The sequence below is a fragment of the Flavobacterium sp. B114r genome (assembly GCF_056824125.1).
On the sequence record NZ_CP124858.1, the window covers coordinates 5,268,372 to 5,291,119 of the forward strand.

15 protein-coding genes are annotated in these 22,748 nt (G+C 35.0%); 6 read left to right on the forward strand and 9 right to left on the reverse strand.

Annotated features, from left to right (window positions below; translation table 11 throughout):
* Positions 1–173: 173 nt before the first annotated feature.
* Genes QLQ94_RS21895 through QLQ94_RS21905 form a run of 3 tightly spaced genes read left to right on the forward strand, consistent with a single transcriptional unit; the run spans position 174 to position 2,639 of the window.
* Positions 174–1,499, forward strand: a complete 1,326-nt coding sequence (locus tag QLQ94_RS21895) for a sensor histidine kinase (RefSeq protein ID WP_271335742.1) — start codon at positions 174–176, stop codon at positions 1,497–1,499.
* Positions 1,496–2,194, forward strand: a complete 699-nt coding sequence (locus QLQ94_RS21900; protein ID WP_271335741.1) for a response regulator transcription factor — start codon at positions 1,496–1,498, stop codon at positions 2,192–2,194. Before QLQ94_RS21895 ends, QLQ94_RS21900 begins: the two co-directional genes overlap by 4 nt.
* Before the next feature lie 19 nt (positions 2,195–2,213).
* Positions 2,214–2,639: a hypothetical protein gene (locus QLQ94_RS21905; RefSeq protein WP_271335739.1), complete on the forward strand. Its 426-nt coding sequence runs from the start codon at positions 2,214–2,216 to the stop codon at positions 2,637–2,639.
* 112 nt (positions 2,640–2,751) lie between these two features.
* Here QLQ94_RS21905 and QLQ94_RS21910 read toward each other — a convergent pair whose 3' ends face one another.
* From QLQ94_RS21910 to QLQ94_RS21945, 8 genes are all read right to left on the reverse strand, one after another.
* The gene (locus tag QLQ94_RS21910; protein ID WP_271335738.1) at positions 2,752–3,726 is read right to left on the reverse strand and encodes a glycoside hydrolase family 43 protein; all 975 of its coding nucleotides are present in this window, start codon (positions 3,724–3,726) and stop codon (positions 2,752–2,754) included.
* 215 nt (positions 3,727–3,941) lie between these two features.
* The gene (locus QLQ94_RS21915; RefSeq protein WP_482498532.1) at positions 3,942–5,117 is read right to left on the reverse strand and encodes an aldose epimerase family protein; all 1,176 of its coding nucleotides are present in this window, start codon (positions 5,115–5,117) and stop codon (positions 3,942–3,944) included.
* Between the two features lie 28 nt (positions 5,118–5,145).
* Positions 5,146–6,174 (reverse strand): glycoside hydrolase family 43 protein, encoded by a 1,029-nt coding sequence (locus QLQ94_RS21920; RefSeq protein WP_271335736.1) that lies wholly within the window; start codon positions 6,172–6,174, stop codon positions 5,146–5,148.
* A 578-nt stretch (positions 6,175–6,752) separates the two neighbouring features.
* On the reverse strand, positions 6,753–8,567 hold the full coding sequence (locus tag QLQ94_RS21925; RefSeq protein WP_482498534.1) for a glycoside hydrolase family 2 protein: 1,815 nt from the start codon (positions 8,565–8,567) through the stop codon (positions 6,753–6,755).
* Between the two features lie 221 nt (positions 8,568–8,788).
* Positions 8,789–9,826, reverse strand: a complete 1,038-nt coding sequence (locus QLQ94_RS21930) for a glycoside hydrolase family 43 protein (protein WP_271335734.1) — start codon at positions 9,824–9,826, stop codon at positions 8,789–8,791.
* A 309-nt stretch (positions 9,827–10,135) separates the two neighbouring features.
* A complete protein-coding gene (locus tag QLQ94_RS21935; RefSeq protein WP_271335733.1) occupies positions 10,136–11,311 on the reverse strand; it encodes a glycoside hydrolase 5 family protein in 1,176 nt (391 codons plus the stop codon).
* A 79-nt stretch (positions 11,312–11,390) separates the two neighbouring features.
* Positions 11,391–12,917, reverse strand: coding sequence for a RagB/SusD family nutrient uptake outer membrane protein (locus QLQ94_RS21940; RefSeq protein ID WP_271335732.1), 1,527 nt, complete (start codon positions 12,915–12,917; stop codon positions 11,391–11,393).
* Positions 12,918–12,935: 18 nt separating this feature from the next.
* Positions 12,936–15,944, reverse strand: a complete 3,009-nt coding sequence (locus QLQ94_RS21945; protein WP_271335731.1) for a SusC/RagA family TonB-linked outer membrane protein — start codon at positions 15,942–15,944, stop codon at positions 12,936–12,938.
* A 389-nt stretch (positions 15,945–16,333) separates the two neighbouring features.
* On the opposite strand from QLQ94_RS21945, the gene QLQ94_RS21950 reads away from it, so the two are divergent.
* The 3 genes from QLQ94_RS21950 (at position 16,334) to QLQ94_RS21960 (ending at position 22,382) form a co-directional block, all read left to right on the forward strand.
* On the forward strand, positions 16,334–20,284 hold the full coding sequence (locus QLQ94_RS21950) for a hybrid sensor histidine kinase/response regulator transcription factor (protein ID WP_482498537.1): 3,951 nt from the start codon (positions 16,334–16,336) through the stop codon (positions 20,282–20,284).
* 24 nt (positions 20,285–20,308) lie between these two features.
* Positions 20,309–21,181, forward strand: coding sequence for an AraC family transcriptional regulator (locus tag QLQ94_RS21955; RefSeq protein WP_271335729.1), 873 nt, complete (start codon positions 20,309–20,311; stop codon positions 21,179–21,181).
* A gap of 79 nt (positions 21,182–21,260) precedes the next feature.
* Positions 21,261–22,382, forward strand: a complete 1,122-nt coding sequence (locus tag QLQ94_RS21960) for an FAD-dependent monooxygenase (RefSeq protein WP_271335728.1) — start codon at positions 21,261–21,263, stop codon at positions 22,380–22,382.
* A 105-nt stretch (positions 22,383–22,487) separates the two neighbouring features.
* Here QLQ94_RS21960 and QLQ94_RS21965 read toward each other — a convergent pair whose 3' ends face one another.
* On the reverse strand, positions 22,488–22,724 hold the full coding sequence (locus tag QLQ94_RS21965; RefSeq protein WP_271335777.1) for a GIY-YIG nuclease family protein: 237 nt from the start codon (positions 22,722–22,724) through the stop codon (positions 22,488–22,490).
* Positions 22,725–22,748 lie beyond the last annotated feature (24 nt).

Here is a 22,748-nt window from a genome sequence, read left to right on the forward strand (position 1 = left end):
CCCTTGATAAAAGACATTTCAATCCTGGCGCAGTTTTGTTTGAGTTATTGTTTATAAATTTGGTTAACGAAGGGTTAAGGCTAGTATATTTGAACTGAAAATACCCAAAATGCGATAGCTTTGTCTCAACAAAACAAACTGATTCGCTTCACGGATTAAAACTTTAAGAACAGATGAAAAGAAAAATAATGCTCTTGATTGGTGCCTGTATTTTTACAGTAATGGCCTTGGCAACCATACAAGGCTATTTTATCTACAACACTTATCAATTAAACGAAAGAGAAATAAATAGTGCCATAAAGAAACAAATTGCACGCCTGGAAGATACTGACGAATGGGAGAAACTGAATGATAACTGGGCAGGACATTCGAAAAAATATGCAAAACAGTATCTAAAAGGAGATGTAACAAAACAAAATTTCATTAAATATCTGAGTGCCAATAAAGATTCGCTTTCCAGGGCTATGAATACCTACATGAAAAAAATGGCGGAACCCGAAGACTATAATATTAATTATTCTATTTATCTCAATTCGATAATACTTATAAATAATAAAAAAACAGATACTTTATTTAAAGGAAAAATATTAGTCTTAGCCAACGACACCCTAAAAAAAAACCTAATTCTTTCTTCTATCGGACGCTGGGAGGTTAAAGATAATGATACAGAACTTTCAATGGTTATAAAAAGCCAACGTTATTATGGTTTTGATGAATTGCAGCAAACCATTATTTCTAAAATGGCCGGCTTATTACTTTTTTCAATAGTATTAATGGCTTTTGTTGTTTTCTTATACTATATGTCCCTAAAAAACCTGATTTCGCAAAAGCGAATTGCCGATATCAAAACGGACTTTGTCAATAATATTACACATGAATTTCAAACGCCACTCGCTACAATGGATATTGCCATAAAAACATTGCAGCGAAAGGACGAACAAATGAGCCCGGAACATTATAAAAATACACTCGCCATGATTGCAAGACAAAATGAAAGACTGCAAAAATTGTTTCGTCAAGTAACCGAAGCTTCTGTCAAGCCCATTGCCAATAAAAACACTATTCAGGTTACCAATGAAGAAATTAAGGACATGATTGACGACTTTAAGCTTTCGAAACCAGATGTAGCAATTGCGTTCTCGTGCCAAAAAGAAGCTTTTAGTATTTCGATGGATCGTTTTCACCTGAATACAATTCTGATAAATTTGTTAGACAACGCCGTAAAATATGGAGCTGACAAAATTGAAACTGACTTAAAAATAACAGATAAAAACTTTATTCTCTCTGTAAAAGACAATGGAAAAGGAATCCCGGTTCAGGAGCAGACCTCAATTTTCGATAAATTTTATAGAGTCGAAAAAGGAAATATTCACAACAGCAAAGGCCTTGGGCTTGGGTTATTCTATATCAAGCAATTGGTAGAAACGTATAACGGTAATATCGTTGTGGAAAGCGAAGAAGAAAAAGGATCTATATTTATAATTACAATTCCAATATGAAACAGCATATTTTATTAGCAGAAGACGATTTTGACTATGCTTCTATACTAAAGCAATATCTTGAATTTTCGGGCTTCATGGTAACCTGGGCAAAGGATGGTAAGGAAGCTTTGAAAATTTTTTCGGACACAAAACCGGATATCTGTGTTTTGGATGTTATGATGCCCCATATGGATGGCTTTACCCTGGCTGAAAATATTATTGAAAATTATCCTGAAACTCCTTTTATATTCTTAACAGCAAAAAGTCTCAAAGAAGATAAGATCAAAGGACTGAAACTTGGCGCTGATGATTATGTAGTGAAACCTTTTGAAGTCGAAGAATTGATTTTGCGGATTCAAAACATCCTGAAGCGCAGTCAAAAGCCGGTTACCGGAAATGCTAAGGAAACTCTGGTATTCTCTATTGGTACTTATATTTTTGATGGTAATAATTATACGCTTTCCCATGAACAAATCACACACCGAATTACTGAAAAAGATGCGCACCTGATTCGGTTTTTATATGCCAATAAAAACAAGCTGGTCAAACGTGAAGATATTTTAAAGGAAATATGGGGCAATGACGACTTTTTCTCAGGACGAAGCATGGACGTTTTTATCAGCCGTCTCAGGAAATATTTTAGCAACGATCCAAACATCTCCATCACAAGTGTAAGAGGTTTAGGATTTGAGTTTAATAGCAAAAACGAATAAAAATTTAAAACTTTTACTTATGAAAATCATCTTATTTTTAATAATGCTAATTTGTGGAGCTTTAGCTCACGGACAAACAACAGTTTCTAAATCCGGAAACACAACAGCAGTTGCAAAAACTCCTTCTAAAAATACAAAATCGACCAAAACTTCGATATCAATTTCTAATTCAGACAATTATTATTCATTACTTGCGAACTTTGATTCCTGGAGAACTAAAAAGTTGGAAAAACTATTATCTGAAAACTTAGACAATAGTTTATTCTCAACTGATGCCGACACCAAAATTTGGAAAAAAGATCACAATGGCGAAACGGCTTACTCTTTTATATTAAAAGAAGAAAAATTAAAGGTAAACATTGACAAAGAATTGGTTTCTAATGCAACCTTTGAGAAACTAAAAGCTTTGGGAGAAAAAATTTCTGAAACACTTTCAGAAGACTAAACTTTGGTTTTCTGGATTGTTAGCATAAAAAAGGACATCTTTTTTCAAAGCAATATTTTCCTGATCTGACCAATCACTTCATTGATTTGTTTCTCTTAACAAAAGCTATTTTCTAATTTTTCAAAAAGTTAAAACTAGTATTGACTGCTTTTAATTCATTACCAACAAATTCGATATCAATTATAGCTGCTTTTCTGGGAGAAACAGCACTCTCATTAAAATGCGTATGCAAGACATAATGCATTTTTTGATTTTGATCCCAAAAAACATCTCCATGACCAATCCCGTTTTGATTCGTGTTTTTTCGACTGATGATCGGACTGTCTTTTGATTTTTCCCAAGGACCTAAAGGACTTTTACTCGTGGCGTAACCAACAGCATAATCAATGTTTCTAAAATCATTTGCTGAATAAATCAGGTAATACAAACCATTGTGTTTTAACACCGTTGGTCCTTCTGTAACTGGCCAATTGGTTTTTTCGGTATTTTCCCAAGGCAATGTTCCCGAAATACATTCAGTCAACGTTTCTGGTTTAATACTTTGAAGATCGTCGTTTATCTCGGCAACAAAAATTCGGTTTCCATTGGTCAATCTCACGTGATATAAGTATTTTTTCCCGTCATCATCAATAAACACAAACGGATCAATCTGATTTCCGGTTTTAATAATCGGTTCTTTGGTCTCATTTTTAAATGGTCCAAGCGGACTATCACTAACCGCTGTTGCAATGTTTTCATTCGCCGTATAAATCATGTAAAATTTGTTTTTATACGAAAGAATCTGCGGTGCCCAAAAACCTTTATCTCCATAAGAATCTCCCTTTTTCAAAGCCAGACCATTTTGCGCTCCAGCGGGTCCTTTCCAATCTTTTAAATCCGAAGAAGTGTAAACCTGAAAACCTTCGCCATTTGGGATAGTTCCTGATGTCGTTCCGTATAAATAATAGGTCCCGTTGTTATAAAAAATAGTAGGATCTGCCAGTAAAATTGTACTGGATTTTTCCTCTTTTGGTTTGCTTGCTTGTTTTTCCTGCGAACATGCAACAAACACGCAGAGTGAAGTTATTAGAGTTGCTATTTTTTTCATTTTTGATTTGATTTATTTTTAGGTTTAATTATCAACCGTTTTTCATTTCGACAGAGGAAAATCACACAAGAAGTTCCGTATAGTATATCGCCAATCTTTGTCGACTTACTAATGTGATTTCTCTCTTCGATCGAAATGACAAACTTGGGAGATTTACTTTATGTTCTTTATTCTCTTATTCTCCCATTATTTCATTATCTCATTCCGTCTTTCTCTCACTTCACCGAAAACTGATAATAAGAAACCGTATGATACTTCTGCCCTGCTTTCAAAACAATTGGTGCAAATTTTGGCTGATTTGGTGCATCCGGGAAATGTTGTGTTTCCAATGCAAAAGCCGTTCTAAAATCATCTTTCGAACCAGATTTAAACGTGTTTTTTGATTGCATAAAATTTCCACTATAGAACTGTAATCCAGGTTCTTGAGTATAAACATCCATTATTATTCCCGATTTATCTCCTGAAATTGTTGCCGCATGGTTCAATCCGTTTTTCTTAGTTCCGTTTAAAACATAGTTGTGATCGTATCCTTTTCCAAATTTCAACTGCTCGTCTTTCGTTTCAATTCGTTCTCCAATAGTATGTTTTGAAGTAAAATCAAATGGCGTATTTTTTACCGATTTTAATTCTCCATTCGGAATCAAACCTTCATCAACCGGTGTAAATTCATTGGCATAAATCTGTAATTCATGATTTATGATACTACCGCTTCCTTCCCCATTCAAATTAAAAAAGGCATGGTTTGTTAAATTGACAATTGTCGTTTTATCGGTTGTCGCTTCATATTCCATTTTTATAGAATGATCATCTGTAATAGTGTATGTAACTCTTACCGTTAAATTCCCGGGAAAGCCTTGCTCTCCGTCTGGCGAAACATAACTAAAAACCAAAGTGTTTTCATTAGTTTTAGCAACATCCCAAACCACATCCTGAAAACCTTTTATCCCGCCGTGCAAAGCATTTTCTCCATTATTAAGCGGAACCTGATATTGTTTTCCTTCCAAGGTAAATTTTCCTTTTGCAATTCGGTTACCCACTCTTCCAATTGTAGCGCCAAAATAAGGTTCTGTAGCATTTTTAAAACCTTTTGCACTATTCATTCCAACCACAACATCTCTTGGTTTTCCGTTTTTATCTGCAACCCAAAGGCCAACTAATCTTCCTCCGTAATTGGTAAAAGCCGCTTTGATTCCTTTATTTTCAATCCAATACAAATTGACTTTTTTATTGTCTATTGTAGTATCAAAATTCTTCTCTTCTAAAACTATTTTTGTAGAATCTGTTCTTGTGCCAATTGTTTCTTTTAATGGTGAATTTTCTTTTTTACTGTCTTTACAATTAAATTGAAAAAGTGCCAGCATGATAACCCCAGCAATCTGAATATTTTTCATTTTATACTTTTAAGATGTTTTCTAATTTCTATTTTGATGGCAACGCTAATTTGGTTCCTTCGCTTACAGGTTCTCCCAAAACCGGAAATCCATTTGCATCCCAATTGATTTTCTGCATTCTTGGTGCTCTTTTATTCCCGCATCCTTCTCCCGGATTTGAATTGGCGTGGTATAAAATCCAATCTTCTTTTCCGTCAGGAGACTTAAAGAACGAATTATGTCCCGGCGCATAAACCCTATTTTTATCCGACTGTTTGAAAATTGGTTCAGGAGATTTTTTCCATGCCAATGCGTCTAACAAATTATCACTTCCTGTAAAAGTTAACAATCCCAAAGCATAAAAATCTGTCCAACAGCCACTAGCCGAAAACACGATAAAAACTTTACCATTTCGAGATAAAAACTGAGGGCCTTCATTCACATTTACCTGCGCCGGATTTATATCATCATGCAAAGCTCCGTGCGTTTCCCAATCGTTTGTTGGTGCGGAAATCATAACGCGATCTCCTTCAATCTCAAGCGGATTTTTCATTTTGGCTATGTAAATATTCTGTTGTCCGTTAGTTTCGCCTTCCCATCCTGCCCAGATCATGTACAATTGTTTTTTATGCTCAAAAACATTTCCATCAATCGCCCATTTGTCCGTTTTAGCAGCGATTTTTCCTTTAAATTCAAAATCTCCTTTAAACGGATCTGATGATTTATTTTCCAATACATACATTCTATGCGTGTTGTTATCGCCATTGTCTGCTGCAAAATAACAATACCATTTCCCGTTAATGACATGAAACTCAGGCGCCCAGATATCCGCAGAATAATCGGTTCCTTTTGGTGCTTGCCAAATGACTTTGCTTTGGGCATTTTTCAGATCAGATAGATCTTTTGTTTTCCAAAGCACCAATCGGTTTTGTAACGTATTCGTGTAATAATAATATCCGTTGTAATACGTGCTGTAAGGATCAGCACCCGCTGGTAGAATGGGATTTGTGAATGTTTTTTGCTGTGAATATCCAGTAGAAACAATCGCTAGCAAAAAGAGTAATAAGCATTTTTTCATTTTATTTTTTTATTGTTGGGTATCTGTTTTTAGTATCAAAAATTGGGTCAAATTGCTTCCTTTTATTAGAAGCTAATCCCGCTATCCGTTACAATCTTTTGTGGCGAACCCCTCCACAAAAGGATTTCCACTTCTATCGGGGCTAAGACAATGATTTTCATAACAATATTTCGGCATAGTTTGTCATCCTAATTTCTATAATAAAACCAAATCTTTTTGTTCTTTTCAACGGATTTAAATCCGTTGCTACAATATAACTCGTTCCTCCTAAAAGAGCCTTCGCTCAAATTATATTGTAGGGATGAATTTTAATCCATTCTTCTCAATCCGTAAACACAATCATTGTCATCTTGCGAACTTTGCATAAAACCTTTGCGCTCTTTGCGGTAAAAGTCATTTATATTGCTTTTTTAGAATAAAAATTAAACCTCGTACAGATAGAAATACGTAACTGACTTTTCTCTTTGACTCCCAAAATTGAAACTTCGGGCTATGCATTATTACTATGTTTAGAAACTTGTTTCTTTTTATCTTCTCTTTTCGATACAAAAAACTATGTTTCTATGTGCTTAAAAAAACTATTTATGGTTTAAAGCATCAATAACTTCTGTGTTCATTTTATTCACAGCTTTAAAATCCATTTTATCTACTTTTCTGTCGTAAGTCATGAAGCCGTTTACTTCGCCCTCAACATCCGTTGTTTGCGTGTAAACTGCTGCTGAGAATCCGCTTTTTACATAATTTTTTAGGATTTGGGCATATTTGATATACTCGGCTGTTACTTCACTTTCATTTTTAAATTTTACGTAACCCCAATTGTCATTTGCTCTCCATAAATGACCTTCAAGTGGCAAGCCAATTCCGCCGTACTCACCTAAAACAGTAACTCTTCTGGCATCATACAAATACATTTCAGGTCCCGGATAATTGTGTAAATCGAGAATATCTCCCGTTTGAAAATGATTTCCACCGCTTGATGAATTCGTTAATCTACTCGGATCATGTTGTCTTGTCCATTCTGTAATTTCTACAGTTTTAAATTGTCCCCACGCTTCGTTAAACGGAACCCAAACAACAATACTTGGATACGAATACAAATGATCCATAATTTCCCGCCATTCTTTTCTATAGATTTCTTCAGATTTTGGAGTACGCAGTAATTCAGTTCCTTCAAAATATTTTTTGTTTTGCCATAGCGGTTGTTCATCTCCGCTTGGCATATCCTGCCAAACTAAAATTCCCAATTGATCGCAGTGTGAGTACCAGCGTTCCGGTTCGACTTTTACGTGTTTACGAATCATATTAAAACCCAAATCTTTTGTTTTAATAATATCATATTTCAAAGCTTCATCTGTGGGTGCCGTATACAAACCATCTGGCCACCACCCTTGATCTAAAGGACCAAACTGAAAATAATCTTTGTTATTCAACTGCATTCTCATGATTCCGTTTTCATCTCTTTTTGATGCAATTTTTCGCATCGCAAAATAACTTTTCACTTCGTCAACCACTTTATTATTGCTGATTAAACGGATTTTTGTCTGATATAAAAATGGATTTTCAGGCGACCATAATTTCACATTATTCAAAACAATATCATTGCTTTCGCCAACAACAGCTTTTTCTTTGGCAATTTCTTTTCCTGCGTCAAAAACTGATATTTCGACTACGTCTCCGGTTGTTGCTCCCGCGACATCAGCTTTAATGCTTATCGTATTTTGATCAATATTTGGAGTTGTTTTTAGTGCCGTAATATTTTTTGTATTTACGGGTTCTATCCAAACCGTCTGCCAGATTCCGGTAACAGGCGTATACCAGATTCCTTCGGGATTTTTAACCTGTTTACCTCTTGGCTGCGGCCCATCATTTGACGGGTCCCAAACTTTTACAACCAGTTTTTGAGTTTTTCCTTTTTGGATAAATGGTGTAATATCAAATGAAAACGGTGTATAACCACCTGTATGTGAACCTACTTTGATATCGTTTATAAAAACTTCCGTTTTCCAGTCTACAGCGCCAAAATGTAAAAGGATATTTTTATTATTCCAGTTGGATTCAATCGAAAAATTGGTTTCATACCAAAGTTCATTTTTTGCCCCTACTTCTTTCATCACGCCAGACAAACTAGATTCTACCGCAAACGGAACCAGAATTTGTCCGTCATATTTTGATGGCGCGTTTTTTCCAAATTCCTGAATGGCGTAATTCCATAAACCATTCAAATTTTTCCATTGGCTGCGCTCCATAATCGGACGGGGATATTCTGGTAATGTTTTAGCAGGATCAACCTGTGCTGCCCATTTGGTTTTGATTTTATCGCCCTGAGGTTTCCATTGCGCATTTGCTGCAAACATCGAAAACAAGGCTAAAAAAACGATACTTTTTCTTTTCATGCTGTCTATTTATTTGGCATCTTTCATTAAATAATGCCGTGATATTTCATTTAAATCAAAATTGAATTACCAGACTTATATTCACACAAGTCTGGTAATTACTTAAACTAACTTCACTAACCATATTTTTCCTGAGTTTAGAACTCATTTTTTAAACCATATAAGCAATAAAAGTTCATATTAATTTAAGCTCATCTTATATTGTTTATATGGTTTATTTTTTACTTTTTTGTCAAACCAAATTTCTTCACCAAGCCGTCGTATTCTTTTTTTGAAATTGTAATCATACAACCATGACGTACTTTTTCGGGGAAACTGTATTTATCCCAATCGGAAAAAAAGGTGTAACCTGAGGCTTGAAACCAAGGTCCGTTGAGATTATCTGCGATAGATAATCCGTAGGAAACTCCGGGATATTGTTCGTAATACATGTACCATATTTTATCATCTGGTGAAGGAATCAACATTGGTGCTTCTCTAAAGTTGGGACTGATAGATTGCTGGGGCAAAGAATAAGGTCCTAATAGTGATTTTGATTTCGCAATACGGACGGTTTTTCCGGTTGTCCAATATAGAGTTGGATAGGTTTCATCTTTGATTACGGCGTAGTAGGAATCGCCAACTTTACGAATGAAAACATCAATGGTTCCCATATCCCAATCAAATAGACGTTTTGGTGTTCCTTCAAAAATTTTTAAATCTTTAGATAAAACATACAACGTTCGCTGACTTGCCCAATAACGTTCCGGATCTTCTTTTGTTCCGTCAAGATGTGGCGTGTGCCAGGTCATGATAAACTTTTCTGAGTCTTTGTCATAATATAATTTTGGTGCGCCAATTCGCTGTAAAGCATTCGAATAATCAGGTGTACTTTTTAAATCAGGCGTATAATCAGAGTGTTTTTTCCACGTAATTAAATCATCCGAAACCCAAATGTTGATGGTTTTTGCATCGTCGCCTGTATTTCCTGCGATGTAATATTTTCCGTCCGGACCTTTACAGATATCGGGATGTCCTTTATAATCTTCAAAAACTCTTTTTCCGCTGTTTAAGTTTTCCCAATGCAAACCATCAAGACTCACAGAATAATACAATCTACCATAATCGTTGTGTGTCATATGCGCAAAAAGATACGCTTCGTTTTTAGGTTTTTCATTTCCCTTTACTTGACCAGGCGGATCTGGCTGTTGCGCTTTCGCTGAAAATCCTACTAGAATTACTACCAGAAAAAAGAGCTGTTTTATTGTGTTTTTTTTCATGTTTTTAAAAGATTAAAATGTTTTTTTTGCCACGAATTCCACTAATTATTTTTTGCCACTTCGATAGTATCGGGATAAAAATGTTTTCTTTAACACATAGAGACATCGCTTTTCTTTGACTGAAAAAGGCGTTTCACTTATTAAAATACACATCGCTATTTGTGAAAGCGAGCTTTTTTGTACTCTTAAAAAGAAACAATAAATCTATGTTTCTTTGTGTTTAGTTTTTCATCACAGATTAGAATTAATCATTCTAATCTGCGCAATCTGTGGCAAAAAAATTATCAAATTGACACATTATCTAATTTTCTAATTCTTCTTATTCGCCTCAGCAGTCATTTTCTTAATCAAATCTGTTTCTGCTTTTATATAAGGTGTTCCATCGTTTTTAAGTACTTCGTGAAACCAAAGTTTTGGCTCTGAATCGTATTTTTTCGTCCAGCTGTCCCAAGCATATTTAGTTTGTGTTTTTCCGTCAACAAAACCCCAGTTGATCATGCCAACATTATACTTTTTTGCGATTGGTAAAAATCCCTCAAAAGTGCTTCCGTTTGGTCTTGCCATATATTCTGTACACAATAAAGGTTTTCCGTAACGCTGTAATTGTTTGATTACTTTTTCGAAATCCGCAGGTGTATTATAATTGTGAAAAGAAACAATATCAGATTGTTCGATCTGCATTTTGTGTATTGGTTTCATCTTTGTTTCATCGCTCCAATCACCAACCCAAACTCCGGAAGTTAATGGCTGAGAAGAATTGCTTTCTCTTGCCCAGACAAAAACATTTTTTAAAAGTGGTAGAATCAAATCGACTTTGTTTTTTATTTCGATTTTTTCGTAAGATGGTCCCGTCATATTATCCGGTTCGTTCCATACATCCCAACCTAAAACACGTTTATCATCTTTGAACTTACCAACAGTTTCTTTTACATATTTCTCTAAACGAGGATATTGTGCAGCATCCTGCAAAACTTTTTGCCCCGGACTTTGTACCCAGCCTGAATTGTGTATAAATGGTTTTGGCGCACGTTGTTTTCCTAAAGCTGGAAAAGGATCCCAACAGGAATCAAATAAAACAAATAATGTTTTAATATGATGTTTATCTGCTATTTCCAGAAACTTGTCCATGCGTTTATAAAGACCTTCCGCATCTTGCTTGTGCAATAAATCATGAAGATAAACGCGCATAACATTCATGCCGATAGCTTCTGCCCAACCCAGTTCCTGGTCGATTCTTATGGGATCAAATGTATCTTCCTGCCACATCTCTAACTGATTTATAGCTGTGCTAGGATAATAATTTGCGCCTACTAACCAAGGTTGTTCCGCATACCATTTATTGGCCTGATCTTTTGTCCAGATTTCTCTTTTTTCAACCGCAGTTGTTTCATTTTTATTTTCTTCGGTAGTATTCTTTTTATTGTTGCAACTAAGCAATACAAGTCCTGCCAACATAAATGTCAGACACAATTTTACTTTTTTCATTATAAATTTTGTTGTTTTATGAACGATCGTTCTTTTTATAAGGGAATCAGATTTGTTTGATCTGATTCCCTTTAAGCTATTAATATTCGTCGTGTTGTTTTAATTTCGGATTATTTTCAACCTCAACTTGCGGAATTGGTAATCTTTGATTTTTTCCTACTACAAAGTTTTTGAAATCAGGATCACGAAGTGCAATTTTATCGACAGAAGCCTGAGTGTTTAAATCTCCCCAACGTTTTAAATCTTCCCAGCGAACACTTTCTCCGGCCAATTCTAAAACTCGTTCTGTTTTTAATCTTTCTAAAAATTTATCGTGATCGTTTCCTATTTCAGGATGAGCCACCGCTAAAGCGTTCATGTTTACACGGGCTCTCACTAAGTCTACATATTGATAAGCATCTTGCGTATTTCCCAGTTCGTTCAAAACTTCGGCATAGCGCAATAAAATATCGGCGTAACGAACCAATCTGTAATTTACCTGACTGTAATAATCTTCGTTATTTCGGTAATAATCACGGCTTCCTTTTCTGAACCATGCTTCGTCATTGCCCCATTCCCAGTTTTTACCGTATACTTTGTCTCCAAAATCGGCTAGTAATTGAGGATAGTATAATGTATATCTCAATCTGGTATCAAGATTTCCGTCCTTATTTTTTTCTTGTTTAAAGGCATTTATCAACCAGAAACGAGCTTGTCCGTCAGACCATCCAATTCCTCTTGGTGCAAAAAACTGAGCACGGTTGCTTGAAACTGCAGCACTTTGACCCTCATCTGTTCCTCCGCTTTTTTGATCTCCAAACTGAATTTCAAATACAGATTCACTGTTGTTTTCTTTTAGATCCGTGAAGTTGTCTCTAAAATTTGAAGTTAAACTGTATTTTGCGCCTGCCCCGCTTATTAAATAATCTAAAGCGCCTTTTGCTTCACTCCATTTGTGCTGTTGCATGTATACTTTTGCTAAAAATGCTTTTGCTGCACCTTTATCAGGTCTTCCTGTTTGTTCTGCTGACCATGATGTAGGTAAATCTTCAAAAGCCTCATTTAGATCTTTTTCTACTTGTGCCCAAACTTCGGTTACATTTTTTTGTTCCGGTAAATCTGCTGGTGTAGACGGTGTTAAAACAAGCGGAATATTTTCCCAAAGTATTGCAGCATAATAATAATGTAATGCTCTAAAGAATTTTGCCTGTGCTATAATTCTCTTTTTATCGTCTTCATTCTGAAACGTAATGTTCGGCACATTTGCCAATACCTGATTGCATCTAAAAACGGCTTTATAAGTATCTCTCCAGGTTACTACCTGCCCTTCCCAGAAATTATAATTAATGTAATTAAATCTTGTCCAGTCAGCTAATTCTGTCCACGGGCTATTGCTAAATCCTTCATCAGAAGTCAGGTCTAAGCGAAAATACATCCATCTTGCCCATAATCCATCTTTATAAAACATGGCATAAATGGAGTTTACTCCTGCCTGTGCATCAGTTTCGGTCTTCCAATACTGATCTACGGTTACAGCATTTGGATTGTCCAGATCTAATTCGTTTTCACATGATGATGTGAAAAACAGACCTGAAAAAATTGCTATTAATACTATTATTTTTTTCATTACGCGATTTTTTTAAAATTAGAAGCTAAATTCAACACCAAATGAATACGTTTGTAAGTTTGGGAAAGCCCCGTTATCAACACCTCTCTGAAAAATATTAGAGTTACTAAACTCAGGATCTAAACCTTTGTATTTTGTAATTGTAATAACATTTTGTGCAGATATTGTTAATCTTGCTCTTGTAATTCCGGCACTTTTCAAGACGCTATCCGGAATGTTATAACCCAATCCGATGTATTTCAAACGGATAAAATCACCGTTTTCTAAGAATCTGTCTGTATCTCCCCTTGAGTTCAAAGTTGTTCCTTTTACAATTCTTGGAAAATCAGTATTTGGATTTTCCGGAGTCCAGGGCTGAATTCCTGTTCTGTAATTGCTATTGTCATCAAAACGATCCACAACACTCCTAAATCCGTTATAAACCGTTGCCCCGTGTGACGCAATCCAGTTCATAGAAAAATCAAAACCTTTGTATTCAGCTCCTGCATTTAAACCCATTTCAAATTCTGGCCAAGGACTTCCAACAATATCTTTGTCTTCGTTTGTAATTTGTCCGTCGCCGTTAACATCTTTAAAACGAATATCTCCAGGCTGCGCATTTGGCATAATTACTTTTCCATCCGCATTTTTGTAATTGGCAATTTCAGCTTGGTTTTGAAACAATCCGTCTGTTTGCAAAACGTACCACATTCCTACCGCGTTTCCGGCACGAGTAATCGTATTATCCTGAATATTTTGGTTTTGCCCGTTACCTAATGAAACCAGTTTATTATTTACTTTAGTAAAATTGATCGAAGCATTAAAAGAGAAATCATTGATTTTTTTGCTGTAAGCCAATTCCAGTTCAAGACCTTTATTTTCTACAGTTGCAGCATTAGAAATTGGATTTCCTCCGTCATTTCCGGTAGTTAATAAAATTGGGAAACCAAACAATACATCTTCGGTACGTGCCACAAAATAATCTGCTGTAAAGCGCAAATCGTTGTTCAAGACACCAAGATCTAAACCGAAATTTGATTGTTTTAATTTTTCCCAACGCAATTGTGCGTTTGATAATCTTACCTGAGTTGCAGCAGGATACAAACCTTGTCCGTTACCCAAAACTACAGTTCCAAAAGTATTAATGAAACTTTTATATTCGTAGTTTCCTATATTTCCTGAACCCAATTCTCCGTAACTCGCTCTTAGTTTTAAATCTTTAATAAATTCTGATTTAAAGAAAGATTCGTTATTGATTCTCCATCCTGCAGAAACAGATGGGAAATTCCCCCATTTATTATCGTCACTAAATCTTGAAGATCCGTCTCGTCTGATAACTGCATTAAGCAAATAACGATTATCATAATTGTATTCTAATCTTCCTAAATAAGATGTCAAAGCAGCTTCGTTTCTAAAACCTCCAACTTCCGGCGAATCTCCTAAATCCAGAACATCATAATATGATCCTGTACCTGAGTTTATCAAAAGATTTCTCTTTGTTCCGTAAATTTGGTTGTAATTGTCTTTTTGGAATGTTTGTCCCACCAAAACAGTGAAATCATGTTTACCAAATGCTTTTTTGAAAGTCAGTGTATTTTCATAAAGCAAGGTTTCTGATCTTCCTTTATTTTGGTTGATGAATGATTTTTCTACCGGTTGATTTAAAGTCCAGTTTCCTAATTTCCTCATGAAATTATAGCTATCAAAGCTGGTTTCATATCCAAAATTGAAACGGTATTTCAACCATGGCGTGAATTTAAGTTCAGACCAGATATTTCCTCTTATTCTAAAATTCTCATTGATAGTATTGGCAAAATCAGCAAGAGCCAAAGGGTTTGTACCAAAAGTATCTGCGACACCTTGTTTTCCGTAACCGTAACCACCAGGATTAGAAGCGTCGTAAACAGGAATTGTTGGTGTTAATCTATATACATCAATAATTGGGTTTCCTGACATTTCATCAGTTTTTGAATTACTAATAGCAATGTTTTCTCCAATACTAAAAATACCTTTTGAACCGCTTGAATTTACCCTGAATGAGATTCTGTCAAAATCAGTTCCTACTACAGTTCCTTTATTTCCAAAATAATTTCCCGACATAAAAAATGACGAGTTATCTCCTCCTCCGGAAACACTTACATTATAGTCATTGATCATTCCGTTCTGGAAAACCACATCCTGCCAGTCTGTATCGACTGCCATATTTAAGTTTTGTCTTGGCGCTCCGGCATTATCATACGCCTGATTATTGAATTTAGCGAACTCTTCTGTTCCCATCAAACTATATTTTGGCATTGTAGTAAAACTGCTTTTTGCTGAAGCTTCCACTTTAAGCGGACCTTTTTTACCTTTTTTGGTTGTAATAATAATTACACCATTTGCAGCTCTCGAACCATAAATTGCTGCTGCAGATGCATCTTTTAAAACCTGAATAGTCTCAATATCATTTGGGTTAAAATCTCTGTTTGCAGATGTAACCAATCCATCAATTACATATAATGGGTTAGTACTTTGAAGATTTTTTAAACCACGAATTTCGATATTCGCTTCCTGTCCCGGACGACCACCGCCACGCACTTTTACTCCAGTAACTAAACCCTGTAGTCCGTCTGCTACAGTTGTAATCTGACGTTTTTGAATTTCTTCGGCTTTTACTAGGGAAACTGCTCCTGTAAGGTCTTTTTTCTGTTGAGATCCATACCCTACAACCACAATTTCGTCCAGTTTCATTGCATCTTCTTCCAGAGAAGCGTCTACTGTCGTTCTATTGTTAATCGCAATTTCAATTGTTTTATATCCCTGCGAACTAAAAATCAGTGTTTGATTTGAAGCTGCTTCAATTTTATACCTTCCGTCGAAATCAGTAACTGCTCCGTTTTTGGTATTCTTGATGACAACATTTGCAAACGGAATTGGTTCTCCTGTTACTGAAGATACTTTTCCGCTTATGGTTATTTGCTGTTGCGCATACGTTTGTTGCACTAATAAACTAAAGAAAAACAAGAGGTAATATCTCTGCTTTAAAATTTGAGTGAACTTTGTTTTCATTGATTTTTCATTTTAGATAGTTTTCTTTTTTGGTTGGTTTTGTACTTAATTTGTAAAGTTTTAGCCGTCTTTTATCCGAGCGGCGTACCATTGTAAATTGGTATCTGTTAATAATGTGTTCATTTTAATTCAAAAGTATTAATGACGTTATTTTTTAAAGTTAATTTTACTGATGTCTTATTTTTTAAGGTTAAAAACTATCAATATCATTTATTTAAAAAGTCAAAGTAGATGATTTTAATTCAAAATAAAATGATTCATTTGTGTCAATATCTCTCTCAAATGAGTCAAATTGTACAAAACAGACCAGAAAAACAAAGACTTGCAACATTATGTCGAATATTGACACGATTTGAATAAGTTCTGGTTTTATCATAAAAAACACAACTATGCGTAAATTCTTTCTTATTGTATTTTTTTCGATTTTTTCAATAAATCTTATTCAGGCGCAAGAATATTATTTCAAACATTTTCAGGTCGAAGAAGGACTTTCAAACAACACCGTTTTGACTTCTTTACAGGACGAAGATGGTTTTATGTGGTTTGGAACTAAAGACGGTTTGAACCGATTTGATGGTTACCGATTTAAAACCTATCGAAGTAATGGCAACCCAATTCATAGTTTAGGAAGCAATTATATACAATCCCTGCATGAATATAAAGGTGTAATTTGGGTGGGTACAGACAAAGGTTTGTACCAATACAATAAAAAGACAGACCAGTTTACAGTTTTAAACGAAGCAATTAATGACAGGATCAACGATATCAACCACGACAAGAATGGAAATATTTGGTTTATCTCAGGAAATATTCTCTACAAATATTCTATGGTAAAAAAAGAAACCAAGACTTTCAACCCCAATAAGTACTTTATTGTGACTTCGATTTCACGCGATGCAAATGGAGAAATCTGGGCATCTTCCCTAAATAAAATCTACCGCTATTCTGAAGAAAATCTTTCGTTTGAAAACATTCCGATTACGCCTCCCGCAGGTTCTGCCAATTTTAGGATTACGGTTATTTATGCTTTAGACAAAAACAATATTGCGATTGGTACACAAGAAGATGGAGTTTTGGTTTATAATATTCCCGGAAAAACGACTTCAGGTCTGCAATTTTCGACCAAGAATCCGGTTTATGTCCGTCAATTTAAAAAGAAAGACAATGACGAACTCTGGATTGCCAGCGAATCAGGAGTTTATGTTTATAATCTAAAAACAAAAGTGAATGTAAATCTGAAAAAAAATTACAATGATCCGTATGCGATTTCAGACAATGCGGCTTATTCTATCACTATTGATAAGGAAAACGGGATTTGGATTGGAACTTATTTTGGCGGTATCAATTACCATCAAAAACAATACACACAATTCAAGAAATACTTCCCGCAGAAAGGGCAAAATTCTATTAGCGGAAGCGCCGTCAGGGAAATCCATAAAGATGATAAAGGCGATCTCTGGATTGGAACTGAAGATGCTGGCTTAAACCGATTTAATCCTAAAACCCAACAATTTACTTCGTATTTGCCCAACGGAAGCAAAAGCAACGTTTCATACTACAATATACATGCTTTGATGCCCAGAAAAGACAAAATTTGGGTGGGAACTTTTGAGCACGGATTAGATGTTTTAGATCGAAATTCAGGCGCCGTTATCAAACATTATAGTGCTAATAATCCGTCGTCAGGATTGAGAAGTAATTTTATTTTTTCATTTTATGAAACCAAAAAAGACGAATTGATCGTGATTACAACAATGGGACTTTATAAATATAACGATCAAAATGATACTTTTGAAACCTTAAAAAACTTTCCTGAAACGATACATTACACGAATTATAAAGAAGACAGCGACGGCAATTTGTGGGCAGGAAGTTATCGCGACGGTTTGTTTTATTATAATCCGAAAACTAAAAAGAAAGAGGTTTTTATTTATGATTACAAAAATCCGAATGGCATTAGTAATAATTCCATCAACTATATTTTTGAAGACAGCGCAAAAAACTTATGGTTTGCCACCGAAAACGGACTGGATTTATTGGATAAAAAAACAAGGACTTTTAAAAAATTCACCACAAAAAACGGATTCCCAAGCAATGTCGTATATTCAATTTTAGAAGATGATGCCAAAAATTTATGGCTGACGACTTCTAAAGGTTTGGTAAAATTTAGCCCGGACCATAAAAGCATTAAAATTTATACCACGGCAAATGGTTTATTGAGCGATCAGTTTAATTATGCATCGGCTTTTAAAGATGATAACGGCGATATGTATTTTGGAAACCTTAACGGAATGATTAGTTTCAACCCAAAGAATTTTACCAAAAACAAATACACGCCTTCGATTTTTATTACCAATTTGCAGATCAATAATAAAGATATTGATGCGAACGGAGATGATTCTCCTATAAAACAATCGATTTCTCATATTGATGAACTGGAACTTAACAGCAACCAATCGTCGTTTAATCTTGAATTTGCTTCCTTAAATTACACGGCTCCTGAACTTACAGAATATTGGTATAAACTCGAAAACGTTAATAATGACTGGGTTTATCTGGAACGCAACCACAAAGTTTTCTTTACAGAACTGGCACCTGGCGATTATGTTTTTAAAGTAAAATCATTGAATAGTTTTGGCGTTTGGAGTAAAGAAGTCGAATTAACAATAAGAATCCTTCCTCCGTTTTGGGCAAGTTCTTATGCTTACTTTTTTTATTTTCTCTTAATTTGCGGTTCGTTTTATTATATAATTCGGTATTCGCAAAATTTAACCCAGATTAAGAACAATCGCAAAATAAAACATCTTAACGACGAAAAAGAGAAAGAAATCTATCAGGCCAAAATTGATTTTTTTACCAATGTAGCGCACGAAATCAGAACGCCATTGACGTTGATAAAAGGACCTCTGGAAAAACTTTTAGTGATGGAACACCAATTGCCGGAAGTACCTCAGAATCTTTCTATAATGAAAAAAAATACCTCACGATTATTAAAATTAGTAAACGAATTATTGGATTTTAGAAAATCTGAAATTGGAGGTTTGAAACTTACTTTTGTCGAAGCAAATATTTCATCGATGGTGAGGAATTTTCATTTAAGATTCAGCCAATTGATTGAAGAAAGAGGCATTAAATTTGAACTGGAACTGGGCGATAAAGATATTTTTGCTTTTGTAGATAAAGAGGCTTTCAAAAAAATCCTGAGCAATTTGATGAGCAATGCCATTAAATATGCCAAAGACAAAGCCTCGATTACACTTTTCAGGGACGAAAAAAAACTGACTTTGATTGTGAAAAATGACGGGAATATAATTCCGTTTCATTTAAAAGATAAAATTTTCGAACCATTTTTCAGAGTGGATAATATGGATACGACTTCAGGAACGGGAATTGGGCTTTCGCTGGCGCATTCGCTAACGCAATTGCATCACGGAAACTTACAGGTAATTCCAGATTCAGAAGTTAATATTTTTGAACTTGTGGTTCCGCTGCGCCAGGAAGAAGAATTTATGTTTTATAATGAACCTGAAAAAGAAGAAATCGAAACTGAATCCGAAACTATTGCAATCGAAAACAAACACGAGAAACCACAACTTTTGATTGTAGAAGACAATGAAGATTTACTGAATTTTATTGCTACAGAATTGTCTTCGGTTTACACTGTTTTAAAAGCTGATAATGGCGAAAATGCGCTGAAAATAATTCACAACGAAAACATTCAATTGGTGATAAGTGATGTTTCGATGCCTGTTATGGACGGAATTACGCTGTGTAAAGAAATCAAATCCAATCTGGAGACGAGTCATATTCCGGTTATTTTGCTTACGGCCAAAAACTCGCTAAAATCTCAAATTGATGGTCTTGGTGCTGGCGCAGATGCGTATATCGCAAAACCTTTCTCAATGGATTATTTAAAAGTTCAGGCTAATAATCTGATCGAAAATAGAAAACAGATTATGAATTATTATGCGAGTTCGCCACTTTCGCACATTAAAAGTATCGCACACAATAAAACCGATGAAAAGTTCCTTAAAAAACTGGATGACGAAATTCTAAAAAACATTACAGATCCCGATTTAAGTGTAGAATCACTCGCAGAAATCATGAATATGAGCCGTTCGACTTTGTATCGAAAAATCAAGGATATTTCGAATCTAAGCCCGAATGAACTGATCAATTTAGTTCGGTTAAAAAGAGCTGCAGAACTACTTTTGAACGAGAATTTTAAAATGTATGAAATCGCAGAAAAAGTGGGTTATAAATCTCAGACGAGTTTTGGAAGAAATTTTCAAAAGCATTTTTCTATGACACCATCTGAATATATTGCCATGAATAAATAACTTTGCAATCTCAATCAACAGCCAATGTCTAAGAAAAATAAAACTATTCCGGTAAATCGTATGACAGAAGATGTGCATACCGGTATTGCTATCGAAAGGTTTAATTTTAACGATTTGAGCATTGAAGAAAAAGCTGAATTTAAGGAAGAAAATCAGGCACATCGACACGATCGCCATTCTTTTTTTCTGCTTGAAGAAGGAACTGTTGCTATCGAAATTGATTTTCAAAAGTATACAATAGAACCCTTTTCTGTGATTTACATTCACCCCAATCAGGTGCATCATACCATAACCACAGAAAATGTAATCGTGAGCTGTTGGGCTATTGATAATGAAAACCTGAATCCTGAATATTTGAAATTGCTGGAAGAAATTACTCCCGTAAAACCGTTAGTTTTAGAGAAAGAAATATTCTCTGTTATCGCAGAAGCAGTATTACTTGGTATACAATTATCTGCACTTAAAAGCGATAAATTATATCATTCTATAATAAAAGACAGTTGTAATTCGCTCGTTGCATTAGTGATTTCGCAGTATTTGAAAAATGTTCCGTCAACAGATAAAATTTCAAGATTTGACGTTGTAACGAAAACGTTCCGGGAATTATTAGAAAAGAATTATACCACTCTAAAACGTCCTGCCGATTATAGTCCAAAACTGAATATTTCGACTCCTTATTTAAACGAATGTATCAAAAATGCAACTGGATTTTCGGTTTCACATCACATACAGGAACGGGTAATTTTAGAAGCAAAACGGTTGCTTTATCACTCTGATAAATCGGTAAAAGAAATTGCTTCGGTTTTAGGATACGATGATTATGCTTATTTTTCACGACTGTTTACGAAGGTTACAGGCATGTCTGCTTTAACTTTTAGAAACAAAAACCTCGATTAGTCCAATACTTACTTTGATTGGCTATTTTGCGACACTGATTTAGGATGTTCCTTTGCATTGAATATAAATCGTATACAAAATGGAAACATTAAAAAATAAAAAAGTACTTGTTTCAGGCGCAAGTTTTGCCGGACTTTCTACCGCTTACTGGATGAATAAATTTGGCTGCAAAGTAACTATTGTCGAAGTTGCAGATGACCTGAAAATGGGCGGAACTCCTGTTGATATATTGGGCAATACTGTTGATATTGCAAAACGTATGGGCATTTTTGAGCAGATAAAATCAAACAGGCTGAATCCGAGAATTATAGAATTTAAAAACGCTGATAATATCACCGAAGGTTTCATGGCGCATGATGACGACGAACAAATTGACGACGATGAATCTGAAATTGAACGTGATATACTGCTTAAAATTCTATACAACACGATAAAAAATGATGTCGAATTTGTTTTCAATGACAGTATTACAGCATTAAACGAAACAAATGAAGAGGTCAAGGTTACTTTTAAAAATAATCCTCAGAAAAAATTTGACTTCGTATTTGGTTGTGACGGAATTCATTCCGCCGTACGAAGACTGTGGTTTGGTCCTGAAACTGACTATGTGCACTTTTTACAGCAATATTTTTCGATTACTATCGTAGATAAACTTTTAATAAAAGAAGATAGTGCTCAATTGTATAATGTGCCCAACAAAGCTGTTATGCTGAATACTTACAACAATAAAACAGACATTATTCTTTGCTTTCGTTCCGAAAAAGAAATTCCTTATGATTATCGAAATGAGGACGAACAACGAAATATTATCCTCGAAAAATTCGCTGGAGAAAGCTGGAGAACATCGGAATTATTACAAGAAGTACAGAATTCTAAAACTTTTTATTTTGATAAATTTTGCCAGATAAAAATGCCATCCTGGACAAAAGGCCGAATTGCTCTTGTAGGCGATGCTGCTTATTGTGCATCTCCAGCAGCCGGAATGGGCGGATCGCTGGCAATAAATGGTGCGGCGTCTTTGGCAGATGCTTTTGAAAAACATGACGGAAATTTTGAAGAAGCTTTTAAAGAATATAATATAAGTTTTCGACCGTTTATCGAAGAGGTTCAGGCAAATGCTGTAAACTTTGGGTTAGAAATTCTTATTCCCAGAACCGAAGAAGCTATTCGTACCAGAAATGCTGAAGCAAAACAGCTTTAGTTATCTTAATATATAGACAAATTGTATTTCGTAAATTAAAAAGAATTTAGACAGTCCCAATTGAATCGGGATGCTCAATCCAGCTGAATTATGGCGACAGATTATTTATAAGTTTTTCAACTTTAATTTACTTTTCCATTTTTTCACTTCTAATTCTCTTTTATAAGCCAATGATTTGGTCACAAATTCTTCAAAATAAGCAACGATCGGATCCTTCGCTCTGCCAGTAAATCCAGAATGATTTGATAAATGTTTACGTAATCGTTCCTCTAAACTCTCAGATGTATGACCAATATAATATTGATTAAGTGAATTTGAATATAAGACATAGAAGTAATTCATCAATTTCGTTTTCTTAGCAAATGA

Bases quoted from the DNA above. Each gene is read 5' to 3' on its own strand.
- QLQ94_RS21895 (WP_271335742.1), top strand. From the start codon at position 174: ATGAAAAGAAAAATAATGCTCTTGATTGGTGCCTGTATTTTTACAGTA.
- QLQ94_RS21940 (WP_271335732.1), bottom strand. From the start codon at position 12,917: ATGAAAAAAATAATAGTATTAATAGCAATTTTTTCAGGTCTGTTTTTC.
- QLQ94_RS21955 (WP_271335729.1), top strand. From the start codon at position 20,309: ATGTCTAAGAAAAATAAAACTATTCCGGTAAATCGTATGACAGAAGAT.
- QLQ94_RS21910 (WP_271335738.1), bottom strand. From the start codon at position 3,726: ATGAAAAAAATAGCAACTCTAATAACTTCACTCTGCGTGTTTGTTGCA.
- QLQ94_RS21925 (WP_482498534.1), bottom strand. From the start codon at position 8,567: ATGAAAAGAAAAAGTATCGTTTTTTTAGCCTTGTTTTCGATGTTTGCA.
- QLQ94_RS21945 (WP_271335731.1), bottom strand. From the start codon at position 15,944: ATGAAAACAAAGTTCACTCAAATTTTAAAGCAGAGATATTACCTCTTG.
- QLQ94_RS21960 (WP_271335728.1), top strand. From the start codon at position 21,261: ATGGAAACATTAAAAAATAAAAAAGTACTTGTTTCAGGCGCAAGTTTT.
- QLQ94_RS21930 (WP_271335734.1), bottom strand. From the start codon at position 9,826: ATGAAAAAAAACACAATAAAACAGCTCTTTTTTCTGGTAGTAATTCTA.
- QLQ94_RS21920 (WP_271335736.1), bottom strand. From the start codon at position 6,174: ATGAAAAAATGCTTATTACTCTTTTTGCTAGCGATTGTTTCTACTGGA.
- QLQ94_RS21935 (WP_271335733.1), bottom strand. From the start codon at position 11,311: ATGAAAAAAGTAAAATTGTGTCTGACATTTATGTTGGCAGGACTTGTA.
- QLQ94_RS21915 (WP_482498532.1), bottom strand. From the start codon at position 5,117: ATGAAAAATATTCAGATTGCTGGGGTTATCATGCTGGCACTTTTTCAA.
- QLQ94_RS21950 (WP_482498537.1), top strand. From the start codon at position 16,334: ATGCGTAAATTCTTTCTTATTGTATTTTTTTCGATTTTTTCAATAAAT.
- QLQ94_RS21900 (WP_271335741.1), top strand. From the start codon at position 1,496: ATGAAACAGCATATTTTATTAGCAGAAGACGATTTTGACTATGCTTCT.
- QLQ94_RS21965 (WP_271335777.1), bottom strand. From the start codon at position 22,724: ATGAATTACTTCTATGTCTTATATTCAAATTCACTTAATCAATATTAT.
- QLQ94_RS21905 (WP_271335739.1), top strand. From the start codon at position 2,214: ATGAAAATCATCTTATTTTTAATAATGCTAATTTGTGGAGCTTTAGCT.